The 16,579-nt window shown below is 70.8% G+C and carries 16 protein-coding genes; 15 read left to right on the forward strand and 1 reads right to left on the reverse strand.

From position 1 onward, the window contains the following. Window positions 1–31 precede the first annotated feature (31 nt). Window positions 32–511: a hypothetical protein gene (locus ACIA8L_RS26840; protein ID WP_395909123.1), complete on the forward strand. Its 480-nt coding sequence runs from the start codon at window positions 32–34 to the stop codon at window positions 509–511. Here ACIA8L_RS26840 and ACIA8L_RS26845 read toward each other — a convergent pair. Continuing rightward, window positions 508–2,724, reverse strand: a complete 2,217-nt coding sequence (locus ACIA8L_RS26845; protein ID WP_395909124.1) for a putative bifunctional diguanylate cyclase/phosphodiesterase — start codon at window positions 2,722–2,724, stop codon at window positions 508–510. The two genes, ACIA8L_RS26840 and ACIA8L_RS26845, sit on opposite strands and share 4 nt — an antisense overlap. 24 nt (window positions 2,725–2,748) lie before the next feature. Here ACIA8L_RS26845 and ACIA8L_RS26850 point away from each other — a divergent pair, with 24 nt between their 5' ends. From ACIA8L_RS26850 to ACIA8L_RS26915, 14 genes are all read left to right on the forward strand, one after another. Beyond that, the gene (locus ACIA8L_RS26850) at window positions 2,749–3,417 is read left to right on the forward strand and encodes an MFS transporter (RefSeq protein WP_395909125.1); all 669 of its coding nucleotides are present in this window, start codon (window positions 2,749–2,751) and stop codon (window positions 3,415–3,417) included. Between the two features lie 18 nt (window positions 3,418–3,435). Beyond that, window positions 3,436–4,044 (forward strand): sortase, encoded by a 609-nt coding sequence (locus tag ACIA8L_RS26855; protein ID WP_395909126.1) that lies wholly within the window; start codon window positions 3,436–3,438, stop codon window positions 4,042–4,044. 148 nt (window positions 4,045–4,192) lie between these two features. Then, complete coding sequence (locus ACIA8L_RS26860; RefSeq protein WP_395909127.1) at window positions 4,193–6,610, forward strand: chemotaxis protein CheW; 2,418 nt, start codon at window positions 4,193–4,195, stop codon at window positions 6,608–6,610. Window positions 6,611–6,612: 2 nt separating this feature from the next. Beyond that, a complete protein-coding gene (locus tag ACIA8L_RS26865; protein ID WP_395909128.1) occupies window positions 6,613–7,065 on the forward strand; it encodes a chemotaxis protein CheW in 453 nt (150 codons plus the stop codon). A gap of 9 nt (window positions 7,066–7,074) precedes the next feature. Beyond that, on the forward strand, window positions 7,075–8,616 hold the full coding sequence (locus tag ACIA8L_RS26870) for a methyl-accepting chemotaxis protein (protein ID WP_395909129.1): 1,542 nt from the start codon (window positions 7,075–7,077) through the stop codon (window positions 8,614–8,616). Window positions 8,617–8,726: 110 nt separating this feature from the next. Beyond that, window positions 8,727–9,620: a hypothetical protein gene (locus tag ACIA8L_RS26875; protein WP_395909130.1), complete on the forward strand. Its 894-nt coding sequence runs from the start codon at window positions 8,727–8,729 to the stop codon at window positions 9,618–9,620. A 186-nt stretch (window positions 9,621–9,806) separates the two neighbouring features. After that, window positions 9,807–11,009: a chemotaxis response regulator protein-glutamate methylesterase gene (locus ACIA8L_RS26880; protein WP_395909132.1), complete on the forward strand. Its 1,203-nt coding sequence runs from the start codon at window positions 9,807–9,809 to the stop codon at window positions 11,007–11,009. Next, a complete protein-coding gene (locus tag ACIA8L_RS26885; RefSeq protein ID WP_395909133.1) occupies window positions 11,006–11,863 on the forward strand; it encodes a CheR family methyltransferase in 858 nt (285 codons plus the stop codon). Before ACIA8L_RS26880 ends, ACIA8L_RS26885 begins: the two co-directional genes overlap by 4 nt. Before the next feature lie 6 nt (window positions 11,864–11,869). Then, entirely contained in the window at window positions 11,870–12,271 is a 402-nt protein-coding gene (locus ACIA8L_RS26890; RefSeq protein ID WP_395909134.1) for a response regulator, read from the forward strand. Further along, window positions 12,268–12,741: a chemotaxis protein CheX gene (locus ACIA8L_RS26895; protein ID WP_395909136.1), complete on the forward strand. Its 474-nt coding sequence runs from the start codon at window positions 12,268–12,270 to the stop codon at window positions 12,739–12,741. Before ACIA8L_RS26890 ends, ACIA8L_RS26895 begins: the two co-directional genes overlap by 4 nt. Further along, window positions 12,738–13,100 carry a response regulator gene (locus ACIA8L_RS26900; protein ID WP_350619586.1) on the forward strand — a complete coding sequence of 121 codons (363 nt, stop codon included), beginning with the start codon at window positions 12,738–12,740 and terminating at the stop codon, window positions 13,098–13,100. Before ACIA8L_RS26895 ends, ACIA8L_RS26900 begins: the two co-directional genes overlap by 4 nt. An 8-nt stretch (window positions 13,101–13,108) precedes the next feature. Continuing rightward, window positions 13,109–13,591, forward strand: coding sequence for a hypothetical protein (locus ACIA8L_RS26905; RefSeq protein WP_395909137.1), 483 nt, complete (start codon window positions 13,109–13,111; stop codon window positions 13,589–13,591). A 118-nt stretch (window positions 13,592–13,709) separates the two neighbouring features. Continuing rightward, a complete protein-coding gene (locus ACIA8L_RS26910; RefSeq protein ID WP_395909138.1) occupies window positions 13,710–14,735 on the forward strand; it encodes a LacI family DNA-binding transcriptional regulator in 1,026 nt (341 codons plus the stop codon). A 391-nt stretch (window positions 14,736–15,126) separates the two neighbouring features. Beyond that, complete coding sequence (locus tag ACIA8L_RS26915; RefSeq protein WP_395909139.1) at window positions 15,127–16,521, forward strand: ABC transporter substrate-binding protein; 1,395 nt, start codon at window positions 15,127–15,129, stop codon at window positions 16,519–16,521. Window positions 16,522–16,579: the final 58 nt, after the last annotated feature.

Consider the following 16,579-nt stretch of genomic DNA (forward strand, 5'->3'; position numbering starts at 1 on the left):
GTTGCCGGACGGGTGCGGCAGACTTGGTCGCGTGGAGGACTCGCTCGCGGTTTTTGACATCGACGGCGTCGTCGCGGACGTGCGGCACCGGCTGAAGTACCTGGACCGGCGGCCGAAGGACTGGTACCGGTTCTTCGCCGCCGCCGACCGCGACCCGGTGCTGGCCGAAGGGGTCGAGCTGGCCCGCGCCTACGCCGAGTCGCACGTGCTCGTCTGGCTCACCGGCCGGCCCGAGTATCTGCGCGACGTGACCGCCGAGTGGCTGCGCGCGGCCGACCTGCCGGCCGAGCTGCTGTTCATGCGCCCGGCCCACGAACGCCGGCCGGCCCGCGACTTCAAGGCCCAGCAGCTGCGCCGGATGGCCCGCGAGTCCGCGATCGAGATCGTCGTCGACGACGACCCCGAGGTGGTCCAGCGGCTGCAGGAGCTGCGCTACCCGGTGCGGCTGGCCGACTGGGTGCCGCACTCCAAGACCTTGCAGCAGGCCCAGGAGCGCGACGGCCGCACCTAAGCGGCGACGGCGGCCTTCTCCACCAGGAAGGTGGCCAGCGCGGGGGCCGGCATCGGGCGGGCGTGCAGGAAGCCCTGGGCCAGGGCGCAGTCCAGCTCGCGCAGGACCTCGGCCTGCCCGGGGGTCTCGACGCCCTCGGCGACCGGGGTGAGGTACATGCTGCGGGCCAGCTCCACCACCGCGCGGAACAGCGCTTTGTCCTGCCGCTCCTCGATGCGGTGCACGAAGGCGCGGTCGATCTTCAGCACGTCCAGCGGCAGCGTGCGCAGGTAGGCCAGCGACGAGTAGCCGGTGCCGAAGTCGTCGATGGCGATCCGGATGCCGAACGCGCGCAGCCGGGCCAGCCGCCGGCTCACCTCGGCCGTCTCCTCCAGCGACGCCGTGACCAGGACCGTCTCGGTGATCTCGAGGACCAGCGCGGCCCCCGGCAGGCCGGTGCGCTTGAGCACGGCCAGGACCTCGTCGGCGAACTTCGGGTTGCGCAGCTGGCGGCCGGAGACGTTCACGGTCACCGAGATGCCGTGCTCGTCGTGCCAGACCTTGGCGTCGGTGCAGGCCTGCTCCAGCACCCAGGCGCCGAGCTTGCCGATGAGGCCGATCTCCTCGGCGACGGGGACGAAGACGGCGGGCGAGACGGGGGTGCCGTCCGGCGTGGTGAAGCGCAGCAGGGCCTCGACCGCCGTGACCCGCCCGGTCTGCACGTCGACCACCGGCTGGTAGTGCATGGAGAATCCGAAGTAGGCGCCGGCCTCGACCGCGGCCCGGAGCTGGTCGGCCAGGACGGTGTGGGCCACGTGGGCCTCGCGCAGGGCCGGGTGGTAGCGCACGGCCCGGTTGCGCCCGGCCTCCTTCGCGGCGTACAGGGCGATGTCCGCGCTCTGCAGGGCGTCGCCGGTGGTGACCGGGTGCCCGGAGTACACGCCGATGCTGGCGCTGATCCGCTGCTCCCGGCCGGCCACCCGATACGGCAGCGCCAGCTCCCGTACCAGCGCGGCCGCGATGTCGTCGAGGTCGCCGGGCGGGCAGATGACGGCGAACTCGTCGCCGCCGAGCCGGGCCAGCAGCGAGGCCGCCGTGGCCGTGGCCCGCAGCCGCGCGGACGCGGTCAGCAGCAGCTCGTCGCCGGCCGGGTGGCCGAGGGTGTCGTTGACGTCCTTGAAGCCGTCGAGGTCGATGATGAGCAGCCCGATCTCGCGGTGCGCGTCGAGCTCGTCCTGCAGGCTGCTGCGGAACAGCTCGCGGTTGGCCAGGCCGGTGAGCACGTCGTGCTGGGCCCGGAAGGCGAGCTCCTGCTGCAGCTTCGTGCGCTCGCGCAGGGCCCGGCCGAGGCGCAGCACCATCGAGACCATCAGCGCGCCGGTGAGGATCGCGGGCACCAGCGCGTGCCGCCACGGGTCGGCGCCCGGGCGCAGCATCAGGTCGGCCATCAGCAGCCCGGGGCCGAGCAGCGACAGGGCGATGAAGCCGGCGATGGGGGTACCGTGATCGGCTCCGGCCGCGCGCGGGCGCAGCAGGGCGGTCCCGGCGTCGGGGTGCAGCGCGGCCGTCGCCAGCAGCAGCGCCCAGACCAGCCAGCCCACCGCCGAGAACGAGCTGATCGACGCGGTGCCGTGACCGGCCACGTATTTGATGACGTAAAAGGCGTCGGAGCTCACCATCACGCCCACCGCGGCCAGCACCAGCAGCGCGGCCGGGCTGCGGCGGGCCGCGAACGCGAACCGCAGCAGCAGCGCGATCGTGACCAGGTCGCTCACGGCGATCAGGCTCACGCCCCACGCGTCGAGGGGCTTGAGGCCACTGCGGTGCAGCAGCGGGTAGAGCACGAAGATCCAGTTGAGCTGGGCGATCCCGATCAGCACGATGCCGGCGTCGAGGATCCGCGTCGAGGACCACGGCCGCAGCCGCTTGGCGACGAGCCACAGGCCGGCCGCGGTGAGCGGGTAGCAGAGGAAGTAGCCGGCCCCGAGCTCCTCCGGCCCGTCCGGCATCAACGCCAGCAGGTAGGTGCTGGTGGCCGACGCGGCCACGCCGGCGAACAGCAGCCACCACGCGGCCCGCGGCTGGGGCCGCCGCCGGGCGATCGCACCGGCGGCCACGGCGACGAAGACCGCGAGCAGCACCAGGTTCAGCGGGCCGCTGCCGCCGGGCGCGGTAAGTGCCGCGACAGCGGCCAGCGCCGCGCCGCCGATCAGGAACCAGAGCCAGATTCGCACAACACCTATTCACCGGGACGAGCGGTGCAGCCCGGGTGCGCGACGGGGTGCAAGGCGGATCAGCGCTGCCGGAGCCGCACCCGCTACTTCGCGACCCAGCCGGCCGTCCTGGTCGTGCTGGGCGTGGCCTTCGTGCTCGGCAGCATCGGCCGCAGCTACCAGGTAACTATGGCGGCCATGAGCTACGGTCCGCTGTCGGGCGGTCCGGCCGGATACGGCATCCTGTCGACCGTCTTCGCGGGCGGTACCGTGCTCGGCGCGCTGCTCGTCGGCCGCTTCCGCGAGCTGCGCCACCAGCTGCTCATCGGGGCCGGCGTGGCCGCCGGCGTCCTGCAGATGGTGGCCGGCGTCGCGCCCGGGCTGTGGTCGTTCGCGGCCGCGCTGGTGCCGATCGCGGCGGCCGCGGTGATCGTGGACACCACGGTGTCGACCCGCGTGCGGCTGGACACCCGCGAGGACATGCGCGGCCGCGTGCTGGCGGCGGCGGCAGTGGTCAGCGCGCTGGGCGGGATGGTCGGTGCGCCGGTGCTGGGCGCGCTGTGCGAGGCCATCGGGCCGCGCGAGACGCTCGTGGTGGCCGGGGCGATCGGTGTGCTGGCCTGCACGGCCGGCGCGATGCTGCTGCTGCACCGCCCGGCCGGGGCGCTGCTGGTCCTGCGCCGGTCGGCGGAGGTGCCAGTGCTGGCCGAATAATGGCCATATAGTCGATTTATGAGGTTCCGTCGGTTCCTGCTTTCGGCGGTACTGCTGGTGCTCGTCCTATCAGCGGCGAGCGGCACGGCTGTGTGGCACTGGCTGGGGCGCACCCGCGAGATCCAGTCCGCCCAGCACCGGCTCTCCCAGCAGCTCGACGCGCGGTGGGCGGCCGGGGCGGTCCGGGCGGTCGCCACCGGCCCGGTCGCCCGCCTGCATCTGCCGACCATCGGCGAGGACTTCGTCGTGCTCGACGGCCCGGTCCCCGAGGATCGCGGCGTGAGCCCGGCCCGCATCCCGGGCACCGCGCCGATCGGGGCGGCCGGCAACACCGGCATCGCGGCCGAGCGGCGGCCGGGCCTCTTCTGGCGGCTCGACCGGCTCGGCATCGGCGACCCGGTGGTGCTCGAGACCCAGGACACCTGGTTCGTCTACCGCGTGATCGAGGCGACCGTCGTGCGCCCCGAGGACGGTGCGTTGCTCGAACCGCCGCCGCCCGGCGCCGGCCCCCGGCTGACGCTTATGACGGGCGAGCCGCGGCTCAGCACCGCCCGCCGCCTGGTCCGCCAGGCCACCCTGGTGCGCCGCGATCCACGCACCGGCCCGCGCCCGACCGAACTCGCGTAATCGCGGTTTATACCCTCCGTAGCGGAGCGGTGACACATTTCCTTTACCGGCTACGCAGGGTGCCGATTGTCCCAGTGGGCGCGGACCGCGGGGTTCGTCCCAATGCGTGTCGTGTCCCCCGCAGCGGGGTCGAAAGGAGCGCCTGGCCGTGAGCGAGTTGGGTGACATTGTCCAGGAGTTTCTCGTGGAGTCCCACGAGAACCTCGATCAGCTGGACCGAGACCTGGTCGCGCTCGAAGCCCAACCGGGCTCGCGCGACCTGCTCTCGTCGATCTTCCGGACGATCCACACGATCAAGGGCACGTCGGGCTTCCTGGCGTTCAACCGGCTGGAGAAGGTGACCCACGTCGGTGAGTCGCTGCTGTCGCGGCTGCGCGACGGTGCCCAGGACATGACGCCGGCCACGACCGACGCGCTGCTGCGCATGGTCGACACGGTCCGCGGTCTGCTCTCCGAGATCGAGGAGAACGGCCAGGAGCTGCCCGGCGACGACTCCGAGGTGGTCGCGGCGGTCAACGCCTGCATCACCGACGACGCCGCCAAGGCCCCGGCTCCGGCGGCCCCGGCCCCCGCCCCCGCCCCGGCCCCCGCGGCCGCGGCGGCCCCGGCGGCGCCGGCCACCCCGGAGCCCGCGCCCGAGCCGACGGTCGTCGTGGTCGAGCCGCCGGCCGAGGTCGTCGTGGTCGTGGAGCCACCCGCCGCGGCGGCCCCGGCCCCGGCCGCGGCGCCGCCACCGGCCGCGCCGCCCGCGGCCACCACCGCCCCGGCCGCCGCTGCCCCCGCCGCGCCGGCCGCGCCGGCCACCGGCAAGCCGACCGCCCCCGAGCCGGGCGAGGAGGGCGCGTCCCGCCGCAGCGTCGCCGACCAGTCCATCCGCGTCGACGTCGACCTGCTCGACAAGCTCATGAATCTCGTCGGCGAGCTGGTGCTGACCCGCAACCAGCTGGTGCGGGCGATCGGCACCGTCTCCGACCCGGGCATGACCCGCACCGGCCAGCGGCTCAACCTCATCACCTCCGAGCTGCAGGAATCGGTGATGAAGACCCGCATGCAGGCGATCGACCACATCTGGTCGAAGCTGCCCCGGGTTGTACGCGACCTCTCCTCGACCTTCGGCAAGCAGATCAAGCTGGCCCAGGAGGGCAAGGAGACCGAGCTCGACCGCTCGCTGCTGGAGGCGGTCAAGGACCCGCTGACCCACCTCGTGCGCAACGCCGTCGACCACGGCATCGAGGCCCCCGCGGACCGCGTGGCGGCCGGCAAGCCGGCTGAGGGGACGCTGACGCTGCGCGCCTATCACGAGGGCGGCCACGTCATCGTCGAGGTCCGCGACGACGGCTCGGGCATCGACCCGGACAAGATCGCCAGGATCGGCGTCGAGAAGGGCATCGTCTCCCGCGACCAGCTGGCCGCGATGGACAAGCGCGAGATCCTGGCGCTGGTGTTCAAGCCCGGCTTCTCCACCGCCAAGGCGGTCACGAACGTCTCCGGCCGCGGCGTCGGCATGGACGTGGTGAAGACGAACATCGAGCGCATCGGCGGGACCGTCGACGTCGACTCGGTGGTCGGCCAGGGCACCACCTGGCGGCTCACGATCCCGCTGACGCTGGCCATCATCCAGGCCCTGACGATCGAGTGCGGGCGGGAGCGGTACGTCATCCCGCAGGTCGCCGTCCACGAGCTGGTCTACCTCGACGGCCAGTCCGGTCGCGTCGTCGAACACGCGATGGGCGCCCCGGTGTACCGCCTGCGCGGCAAACTGCTGCCGCTGGTGTACCTCGACGACACGCTCGGCATTCCGCGCGACGGCGAGCACGACACCGACGTCTACGTCGCCGTGCTGCAGGCCGAGGGCAAGCGCTTCGGCCTCGTCGTCGACCGCGTGCTCAACACCGAGGAGGTCGTGGTGAAGCCGCTGACCTCCCGGTTCAAGGACATCGGGGCCTACGCCGGGGCCACCCTGCTCGGCGACGGCCGGGTCGCGCTGATCCTCGACGTCGCCTCACTGGCCCGCCGGGCCCACCTGGCCGCCAGCGGCGAGCGGGAGAACGCCGAGGCGTCGCAGCGCCGCGGCCGCGGCAACGCCGACCGGCTGCTCATCGCCGGCGTCGGCGACCGGCGGGTGGCGATCCCGCTGGACATGGTCACCCGGCTCGAGGAGTTCCCGGTCGAGCGCATCGAGCGGACCGGCAGCCGGGAGGTCGTGCAGTACCGCGACCAGATCCTGCCCGTGCTGCGCCTGTCGCACCTGCTCGGCGCCTACGAGACGGAGCCCGGGCCGACGGTACCGGTGGTCGTCTACACGGAGAACGGCCGCTCGGTCGCCCTGGCCGTGGAGAAGATCATCGACATCGTCGAGGAGGGTCTCGACGACTCCAAGCGCGACTTCGGCGACGACGGCCTGCTCGGCTCGGCCGTCATCCAGCAGCGCGTCACCGAACTGCTGGACGTGCGGCGGGCCATCCTCGCCGCCGACCCGCTCTTCCACACCTCGATGGACCCGTATGAGCAGTACCAGGCCGGGACCGAGGCCGACTACACCTCCTACCAGACCGCCGGAGCCTGACCATGGCCAGCCGTCAGTACGCCACCTTCGAGGTCGCCGACCAGCTCTTCGGCCTCGACGTCGCCAAGGTCCAGGAGGTCCTCTCCTTCGACCAGTACACGTCCGTCCCGCTCGCGCCGGAGTCCGTCGGCGGCCTGTTCAACCTGCGGGGCCAGGTCATCGCCGCGGTGGACCTGCGGGTCCAGCTCGGCCTGCCGCCGCGCACGAAGACCGCCGAGCCGGCGATGAACGTCATCGTCCGGACCGACGAGGAGTCGGTGTCGCTGCTCGTCGACCGGATCGGCGAGGTCGTGACGCTGCAGGAGGACACGTTCGAGCCGCCGCCGGACACGCTGCAGGGCCGCGCCCGCCAGCTCATCACCGGCGCGTTCAAGCTCGACGGCCGGCTGCTGCTGGCCCTGGACACCCAGAAGGCCGTCAACACCAACCCGCCCGGCACCAACCGCGAGGAATAGGCCATCTTCATGAGCTGGTTCACGAATCGCAGCGTGCGGGCGAAGGTCCTCACCGCGATCGCCGTCGGCGGTATCATCACGGTCGCCATCACGGTCTTCGGCCTCAACTCGCTGAGTGACTCGAACAGCACCATGCGGCAGTTCACGGCCAAGAACAAGCAGTTCGTGGCTCTGTCCGAGATGCGCCAGGCGGTCGCCGACATTCTCGGGGCACTGAGTCCCGACCAGCAGAAGAGCGCCGACGCGGCGCTGGCCGACGCGATCGCGCGGTATCGCCAGGGCGCGCCGGCCAGCCGCAGCGCCGACCTGGACACGATCGCCACCGCGCTGGACGCCTACCGCAAGGTGCGCGACGGCGTCGCCGCCCAGGCCATCGCGGCCGGGAGCGTGGCCGACTACGTCACCATCATGGCCGCGCAGGGCCAGCCGCAGCTGACCAAGGCCAAGGAGGCGATCGGCCGGCTGCAGGACGCCGACGTGGCCGAAGCCGAGGCGTGGCGGGCCAGCGCCGAGGACGACTACAACAGCGACAGCATGCTGATGGGCGTCGTGGCCGCACTCGGGCTGGTGGCCGCATTCGGCATCGGGCTCTGGGTCACCGCGCTCGTGGTCGGGCCGCTGCGGCGGGTCTCGCAGGTGCTCGGCGCGGTCGCCGACGGTGACCTGTCGGCGAAGGTCGAGGTGCGCTCCAGCGACGAGGTCGGTGAGATGGCCACGGCGCTGAACCGGGCCACCGACAGCATGCGCGGCACGGTCCAGACGATGGACCAGACGGCCACCTCGCTGGCCTCCTCGGCCAGCGAGCTCTCCGGGGTCAGCGCGCAGATCGCCTCCGGCACCGGCGAGGTGACCGACCAGGCCGGCGTGGTCGCCCTCGCGGCCGAGGAGGTCTCGCGCAACGTGCAGACCGTGGCCGCCGGCGCCGACGAGATGGGCCTGTCGATCCGCGAGATCGCGCAGAACGCCAGTGAGGCGGCGAAGGTCGCGTCCCAGGCGGTCATGGCGGCCGAGTCGACCAATAAGGCCGTGAGCCGGCTGGGCGAGTCCTCGACCGAGATCGGCAACGTGGTCAAGGTGATCACGTCGATCGCCGAGCAGACCAACCTGCTCGCGCTCAACGCGACAATCGAGGCGGCCCGGGCGGGCGAGGCCGGCAAGGGCTTCGCGGTCGTCGCCAACGAGGTCAAGGAGCTCGCGCAGGAGACCGCGCGGGCCACCGAGGACATCTCCCGGCGGGTCGAGGCGATCCAGGCCGACACCACCGGCGCGGTCGCGGCGATCGGCGAGATCGGCCAGATCATCTCCCGGATCAACGACTACCAGCTCACCATCGCCTCCGCGGTGGAGGAGCAGACGGCGACCACGAACGAGATGAACCGCAGCGTCAGCGAGGCGGCGACGGGCTCGGCCGAGATCGCGACGAACGTCTCGACGGTGGCCTCGGCGACCCAGAATACGTCACGCAACGTAGCCGAAGCGCAGCGGGCCGCATCCGATCTGTCCCGTATGTCGAGCGAGATGCGCTCGCTCGTGGCCCGGTTCAAGATCTGATGCCGAGTTCGGTGGACACCCCGGGGATGACGCTCAGTCACTAGGCTGGCGTCGTCCCCGGCCCATTTGGCGGACAGACCGGGGTGCAGCTGCGTTGCAGACTAGTTGCCATGTACAGCCTGGTTAGCGCCCCCGTTCTCGGCTTCGACCTCTCTCGTCTGCAGGGTGGATCGGCAGCGGCCGATGTACTGCTCCGCAGTCTCGCCCTTACGCAGGGTGATCTTCCGGCCATCGCCGCGGCCCGTGGCGACGACGACTGGGACCGTGTGGACCTCTGGCGTGACGTCGACGCCGCGGCTCAGGAGCGGCGGGCCACCGCCGCCGACGCCGGGACGCTGACCGTCATCGAGCGGGCACCCCTGGGCACCCTCGACGGGCTGCTGCACTGCCTGCGCTACGACGTGCTCGACTGGACCTGGGGCAAGCGGCCGGCGCAGCCGGCCACCATGCCGACCCCGCAGGCCCGCACCCCGCGCCAGCGGCAGAGCCCGGTCGCCAGCAAGGCCACCGGCGTGCTCTCCGACGCCGCGGCCGCCGCCTACCTGCGCGAGCTGCTCTCCGACGACTCCCGCCGCCGGCTGTCGGCGCCGTGGACCTCCGCCGTGCGGGCCCTGCCCGAGCGCGAGCACGACCTGGGCCCGCAGGCCGAGGACGTGCACAAGCTACTCACCCGGGTCGGTTCGCTGTCCGGGGCCGAGATGCAGGCCCTCAACAAGGTGACCGACACGGCCCGCCCCGGCCTGTCCGACTGGGCCCCGGCCGTGCACTCGGCCTCGTGGGCCGTCTTCCTCTCCGGCCGCGTCCGCGCCGGCGCCGTCGCCCAACTGCTGCTCGTGCAGGCGCTGGACCGCTCCGGCGTCCCGGTGCCCGACCGGGCCGGTGGCGTGTGGAACCTGCTCAGCGGAGCCGTCCAGGCGCTCATGGTGCGCGATCTGCTCGACTCGGCCACCGCCCGGCGCCTGCTGGACCCGTACTTCACCGCGCTGGGTCCGCTGGCCGGCTGAAATGCCGGGGTGACCCCTCGCGGGCGCGAACGCGCGCATTCACCGCCGCTGTCCGGAATGCTCCGGGCAGCGGCGGTTCTTTTGGGAATTTCCTTATCCCCGCCCGATCTGACGCCGATTAGCCCGCTGGAACGTGACGGGCCCGACACCTCTGCCGTGGGCCCCCCGGTGCTGGAGGCAAGGCGCGTGATCTCGGTTCTGGTCGTGGACGACTCGGTCGTCGTGCGGCGTCTCATCACCGACGCGCTCGGCGACGACCCGGAGATCCGGGTGGTCGGGACGGCCCCCAACGGCAAGGTCGCCCTCGCCAAGATCGAGCAGCTGCGGCCCGACCTGGTCACCCTCGACATCGAGATGCCGATCATGGACGGCCTGCAGACCATGCGGGCGATCCGCCAGCAGTACGCCCGCCTGCCGGTCATCATGTTCAGCACGCTGACCGCGGCCGGGGCGACGGCCACGCTCGACGCGCTCTCCGCGGGCGCCAGCGACTACGTGACCAAGCCGGCCAACGTCGGCTCCGTCGCCGAGAGCATCCGCAGCGTCCGCGAGCAGATCATCCCGCGCATCCACGCCCTGTGCGGCGGCCGGCGCAGTGCGCTCGCCCCGCCGGCGCGGCCCGGGCTCGCGCCGGGGCGCCCGCTGACCGGAGCCGGCAACATGCCCGCGCCCTCCCTCACCCGGCCGCCCGGGGGCACCCCGCTGCCGGGTGTCGTGCGGCCGCCGAACGTGCCGCCGGGCGCACCGGCCGCGGCGCCGATCCGGGCCGCGCCCCGCACCGGTGGCATCGAGATCGTGGCGGTCGGCTGCTCGACGGGCGGGCCGGACGCGCTCACCGCCGTGGTCCGGGCGTTGCCGGCGAGCCTGCCGGTGCCCGTGGTGGTGGTGCAGCACATGCCGCCCGTGTTCACCAAGATGTTCGCCGACCGGCTCGACCGGACCGCGGCACTTACCGTCGTCGAGGCCGCAGGCGAGATGGTGGTGCGCCCCGGGACCGTGTACATCGCGCCGGGCGACTTCCATCTGGAGGTACACCGGCGGGGAACCGAGGTGGTGACCAAGCTCAACACCGGGCCGCCGGAGAACTTCTGCCGCCCGGCTGTGGACGTGCTCTTCCGTTCGGTGGCGCGCACGTACGGCGGCGCGACACTGGCGATCATCCTGACCGGCATGGGCCAGGACGGCAAACGCGGCGCCGAGCAGTTGCGCTCGGCGGGGGCCGAGATCGTGGCGCAGGACGAGGCGACGTCGGTTGTCTGGGGAATGCCGGGCGCGGTCACGCACGCGGGCCTCGCGCACGCCGTGCTGCCGCTCGGCGAGATCGCGAACCATCTCATCAGCCGTACCGCAGGCGGCCGCGGCGCGAAGTCCATGGAGGTGACCCGATGACCTTGACTGCCCAGGAGTTCGCCTTCATCAGCGGCCTCGTTCGCCGTGACGCGGCGATCGTGCTGGAGGCCGGCAAGGAGTACCTGGTCGAGGCGCGCCTGCTGCCCTTGGCCCGGCAATCTGGCCTGCCGACGGTGTCCGAGTTCGTCAACCGGGCCCAGATGAAGCCGGACTCCGAGATCCACGCCAAGATCGTCGACGCGCTCACCACCAACGAGACCTCGTTCTTCCGCGATGGAGAGCCGTTCAAACAACTCGTCGACACGGTACTGCCGGATCTCCTGCAACGGCGGGCGAGCACCCGCACGATCAAGGTCTGGTCGGCGGCGAGCTCGAGCGGGCAGGAGCCCTACACGCTGTCGATGGTCCTGCAGGACAACCTGCCGGCCGGCTGGAGCTTCGACATCCTCGGCACCGACATCTCCACCGAGATGCTGACCCGGGCCGAGGCCGGGCAGTACACCCAGCTGGAGGTCAACCGCGGCCTGCCGGCACCGCTGCTGGTGAAGCACTTCGAGCGGCAGGGTGCGCACTGGAAGGTCACGGCGACGCTGCGCAAGCACGTGACGTTTCGCCGGCTCAACCTGGCGGCGCCGTTCCCGCCGATGGGCCCGTTCGACATCGTGTTCATCCGCAACGTGCTGATCTATTTCGATGTTCAGACGAAGCGGACCGTCCTGCAGCGGGTCGCCGGGACGCTGCGCCCGGACGGGTGGCTGTTCCTCGGCTCCGCCGAGACCACGATCGGCATCGATGACAGGTTTGAACGGGTGGTCGCCGGCCGCACGTCCGCATACAAGCTCCGGGCGGCCGGCAAGGCCGCCACCCCCGTGAGCGCTGTAGGAAAGGGGTGAATCCAGATGCTCACCATGGTGATCGACGATTCGCGCGCGATGCGCCTGATTCTCAAGCGGATCGTGGCCCAGCTGGGCTTCGACGTGGTCGAGGCGGGCAACGGTCAAGAGGCGATGGACTACCTCAAGACCAACGTTCTCGACGGTGACGGCGAGATTCCGGGTCTGGCGCTCGTCGACTGGAACATGCCCGAGATGAACGGGCTGGAATTCGTCACGGCGGTCCGCGCGGAGCCGCGGCTGCGTGGGATGACGCTCATGATGGTCACTACCGAGAGTGAGCAGAGTCAGATCGTCCGGGCCCTGGCCTCGGGGGCGCACGAATACGTGATCAAGCCCTTCACCCCGGACGCCATCATCGACAAGCTGGCCCTGCTCGGCCTCGTCCCGAACGGAGTCGCAGCATGACGAACCCGACTGAAGACGACCTGAAGGTCATCGCCGAGCAGGTCTGGTCCTCCTACCTCGACCTCGACGGCGCGAGCCCACTGGTGGCCCTTCCGCACGAGAAGCCCGTCGCCGACGTGACCGCGTCGGTCTCGGTCACCGGTGCGTGGCGCGGACACGTGCTGGTCAGCTGCTCGGAGGCGGCCGCCAAGCACGTCGCGGCGGCGCTGCTGGGCATCGAGTTCGAGGAGGTCGCCGAGGAGGACGTCGCCGACGCCCTGGGCGAGCTCGCGAACATCATCGGCGGCAACGTGAAGAGCCTGCTGCCCGAGCCGTGTGCCCTGTCGCTGCCGCACGTGCACGTCGACGGGGCCAACGGCCGCTACCCCTCGGTCACCGAGGTCTGCCACCTCGGAGGCACCTGGATGGCCGAGTCGGTCACCGTCACCGTTCTCGAAAGCACCGCCGACCTCGCTGGAGCACCCGCATGAAAATTCTGATCGCCGACGACAGCCGGGTGATGCGGCAGATCGTGACCCGCACCCTGCGCCAGGCCGGCTTCGAAGGACACGACCTCGTCGAGGCCAGTGACGGGCAGGAGGCCTTCGACAAGACCGTTGCCGAGAAGCCGGACCTGGTCCTGTCCGACTGGAACATGCCGCACATGACCGGGGTCGAGGTGCTGCGGATGCTGCGCGCCAACGGCAACCAGGTCCCGTTCGGGTTCGTCACGTCCGAGGGCACGCCGGAGATGCGGCAGGCGGCCGAGGATGCGGGCGCGCTGTTCCTCGTCACCAAGCCGTTCACAGCCGACACTTTCAAGGACGCGCTCGACCCGATTTTGGGATGATATGACCTATGTCGCATGTTCTGCCCGTTCCGAAGGCCGTCAAGGACCTGTTTGACGACCTGCTGGGCCGGCCGGTCACCGTGAACCCGGCCGACCCGCTCAAAGCCGCCGACGTCCCCCGCACCACCTTCGCCCTCTACACCGACGAACGCATGCAACTCATGGCTGTGATCGGGATGGACTTCCAGCTCACCGCCTACGCGGGCGCCGCGATCGGCCTGATCCCGCCGGGTGGCGCCGAGGCCTGCATCGAGGACAAGGAGATCTCGAAGATGATCGGCGAGAACGCCGGCGAGATCTGCAACATCCTGGCGGGCCTGATCAACAAAGAGGACGCGCCGCGGGTCAAGCTGCACCAGACCTTCCTGCCCGGCCAGAACCCGCCGGCGGACGCGGTGAACCACCTGCTCGCCCTCGGCCGGCGGCTGGATCTCAAGGTGGATGTTTCAGGGTATGGCGGCGGCAAGATCTCCATCGCCCTCGTCGGTTAGCGTGGTGCCCGGAAAATTCGCTATTTTTCGGGCACCAAACCAGGTCAGGCCCGGGGTGCACGGTTGCGTGGGCGACATCGTGCAAAAAATTGCGTAGTCATGCACTACGCTTGCGGGCATGACTCGACGACTCGCTGAGGTGGCGAAGTACGCCGGCGTGAGCGAGGCGACCGTGAGTCGGGTGCTCAACGGCAAGCCAGGCATCTCCGACGCGACCCGCACGGCGGTCCTCACCGCCCTCGACGTGCTCGGCTACGAGCGGCCGACCAAGCTGCGCGGCGAGCGGGCCCGCCTGGTCGGCCTCGTGCTGCCGGAACTGCAAAACCCGATCTTCCCGGCCTTCGCCGAAGTGGTCGCCGGCGCGCTCTCCAAGCGCGGCTTCACCCCGGTGCTGTGCACCCGGACCGCCGACGGCGTCTCCGAGGCCGACTACGTCGACATGCTGCTCGACCAGCATGTCTCCGGCATCATCTTCTGCGGCGGCCTCTATCACCAGGCGGCCGCCGAGCACGACCACTATCACCGCCTGCGCGACCGTGGCCTGCCCGCGGTGCTGGTCAACGCCGCCATCGACGACCTCGGCTTCCCGCGGGTCGCGACCGACGACGGCCACGCGGTGGACCAGGCGTTCAACCACCTCACCTCGTTGGGGCACAAGCGGATCGGGCTGATCCTCGGCCCGGCCGACCACGCGCCGTCCAACCGCAAGCTGGCCGCGTTCCAGGAGGCGGCGGCCGACTCGCCAACGGTCGACGAGGGCGACGTCGAGCGGGTCATCTTCTCGATGGAGGGCGGCCGCGCCGGCGCCACCCGGCTCATCAAGCACGGCGTCACCGGCATCATCTGCGCCTCCGACGTCCAGGCCCTGGGCGCGATCCGGGCCGCCCGCCGGCTCGGCCGGGAGGTGCCCGACGACGTGTCGGTGGTCGGCTACGACGACTCGCTGTTCATGAACTGCACCGACCCGCCGCTGACCACGGTCCGCCAGCCCATCCAGGCGATCGGCCAGGCCGCCGTCACCCTGCTCGTCAGCCAGGTGGCCGGCACGCTGGTGCCGACCGAGGAGATGCTGTTCGAGCCCGAGCTCGTCGTGCGCGGCTCGACCGGCGCCATGCAAGTGGCCCGGGCCATCACCGCCGCATAACTGTTCTGCACCGAGCGCGCCTCGACTCCTGCGGGAGTCGGGGCGCTCTTTGCGTTGCGCAGGAAACTCGTTTGCTGGGCGCGCTCCCAGTGGCGCGGACCGCCGGCGTGCAGGTTTTCGGGCGATTTCGTGCAAGTCGGAGGGGCGTGGGAGCGCGTCCGTGCAAACGGCTGCTCGAAGATCATTAAAATTTTGCAACGGACCATGGACTTCTTGTGGGACGTGAGCCTAATCTCTTGCCTACGTCAGGCCGAAACCCTGGCGCGATGCGACGGAAATCGAGCAGTAACGCGCCTAGATCGCACGGGGACAGGCCCCGGCAGCTGAACGTCGTGCTGCGACCTCGTGCGCGGTGGTTCGCGAATCGCCTACACCCCAACAAGGAGCGACGATGAAGTTCTCACGTACGACGAGGGCCGCACTGGCCTTCGTCGGTGCGCTCGCGCTCAGCGGCACGCTCGTCGCGTGCGGCTCGAGCGACGACCCGAGCAGCAGCGACGCCGGCTCGACCACGCTCGACCCGAACACCAAGGTCACGCTGAACGTCGTGGGCCTGCTCCCGGGCGCGAAGCCGGAGGCGCAGACGGCGCTGGCGCAGGAGGTCACCGACTTCCAGAAGGAAAACCCGAACATCACGGTCAAGACGCACGACTACGAGTGGAAGGCCACGACGTTCGCGGCCGACCTCGCCGGTGGCACGCTGCCGACGGTGTTCGAGATCCCCTTCACCGACGCGAAGACGCTGATCGCGAACCAGCAGATCGCGAACATGCAGGCCTACCTGGACTCGCTGTCGTACGCGAAGAACTTCAACCAGAACCTGCTGCAGTACGGCCAGGGCGAGGACGGCAAGGTCTACGCCATCCCGGCCAAGAGCATCTACGCGGTCGGCCTGCACTACAACCGTGACCTGTTCACCAAGGCCGGCCTCGACCCGAACAAGCCGCCGACGACGTGGGACGAGGTCCGCACCGACGCCAAGGCGATCGCCGACAAGACCGGCGTGGCCGGCTTCGCCCAGATGTCCAAGGACGGCACCGGCGGCTGGCAGCTGACCGTCGACACCTACGCCCGCGGCGGGCGCATGGAGGACGGCAAGAAGGCCACCCTCACCAACCAGGGCACCAAGGACGCGCTGCAGTTCCTGAAGGACCTGCGCTGGAGCGACAACTCCATGGGCGCGAACTTCGACTACGACTGGTCGAGCATCAACCAGGCCTTCGCGGCCGGCAAGGTCGGCATGTACACCTCGGGCCAGGACGTCTACACGAGCCTCGTGCAGACGAACAACATCGACCCGAAGACGTACGGCCTGACGATGATCCCGCTGACCGGTAGCAACGCCGGCGTGCTCGGCGGTGGCACCATGGCCGCCGTCTCCAGCAAGGCCAGCAACAACGAGAAGGCCGCCGCCATCAAGTGGATCGACGCGCACTACCTGCGCAAGTACACCAACGCTGACGCTGCGGCCAAGCAGGCGCAGGTCCAGGTGGCCAGCAAGCAGCCGGTCGGCACCCCCGAGCTGCCGATCTTCTCGCAGCAGCAGTACGAGCAGTACCAGGGCTGGATCAAGTCCTACGTCAACGTGCCGCTGGAGCAGATGACCACCTTCACCAGCAAGGTCTTCGACGCCAAGCTCGTCAACGAGCCGGCGGTCGCCACCCAGGACGTCTACAAGTCGCTCGACACGGTGGTCCAGGCCGTCCTGACCAACAAGGACGCCAACATCGACCAGCTCCTCACCGACGCCAACACGAAGGCGCAGCGCGCCATCGACGCGGCCTGACCGACCTTCCACGCGTGGGCCGCCGGTCGCCGGCGGCCCACGCCACTAGGACTGGAGA

The sequence above is a fragment of the Dactylosporangium sp. NPDC051541 genome (genome assembly GCF_044454505.1).
In the GTDB taxonomy this organism is placed as follows: domain Bacteria; phylum Actinomycetota; class Actinomycetes; order Mycobacteriales; family Micromonosporaceae; genus Dactylosporangium.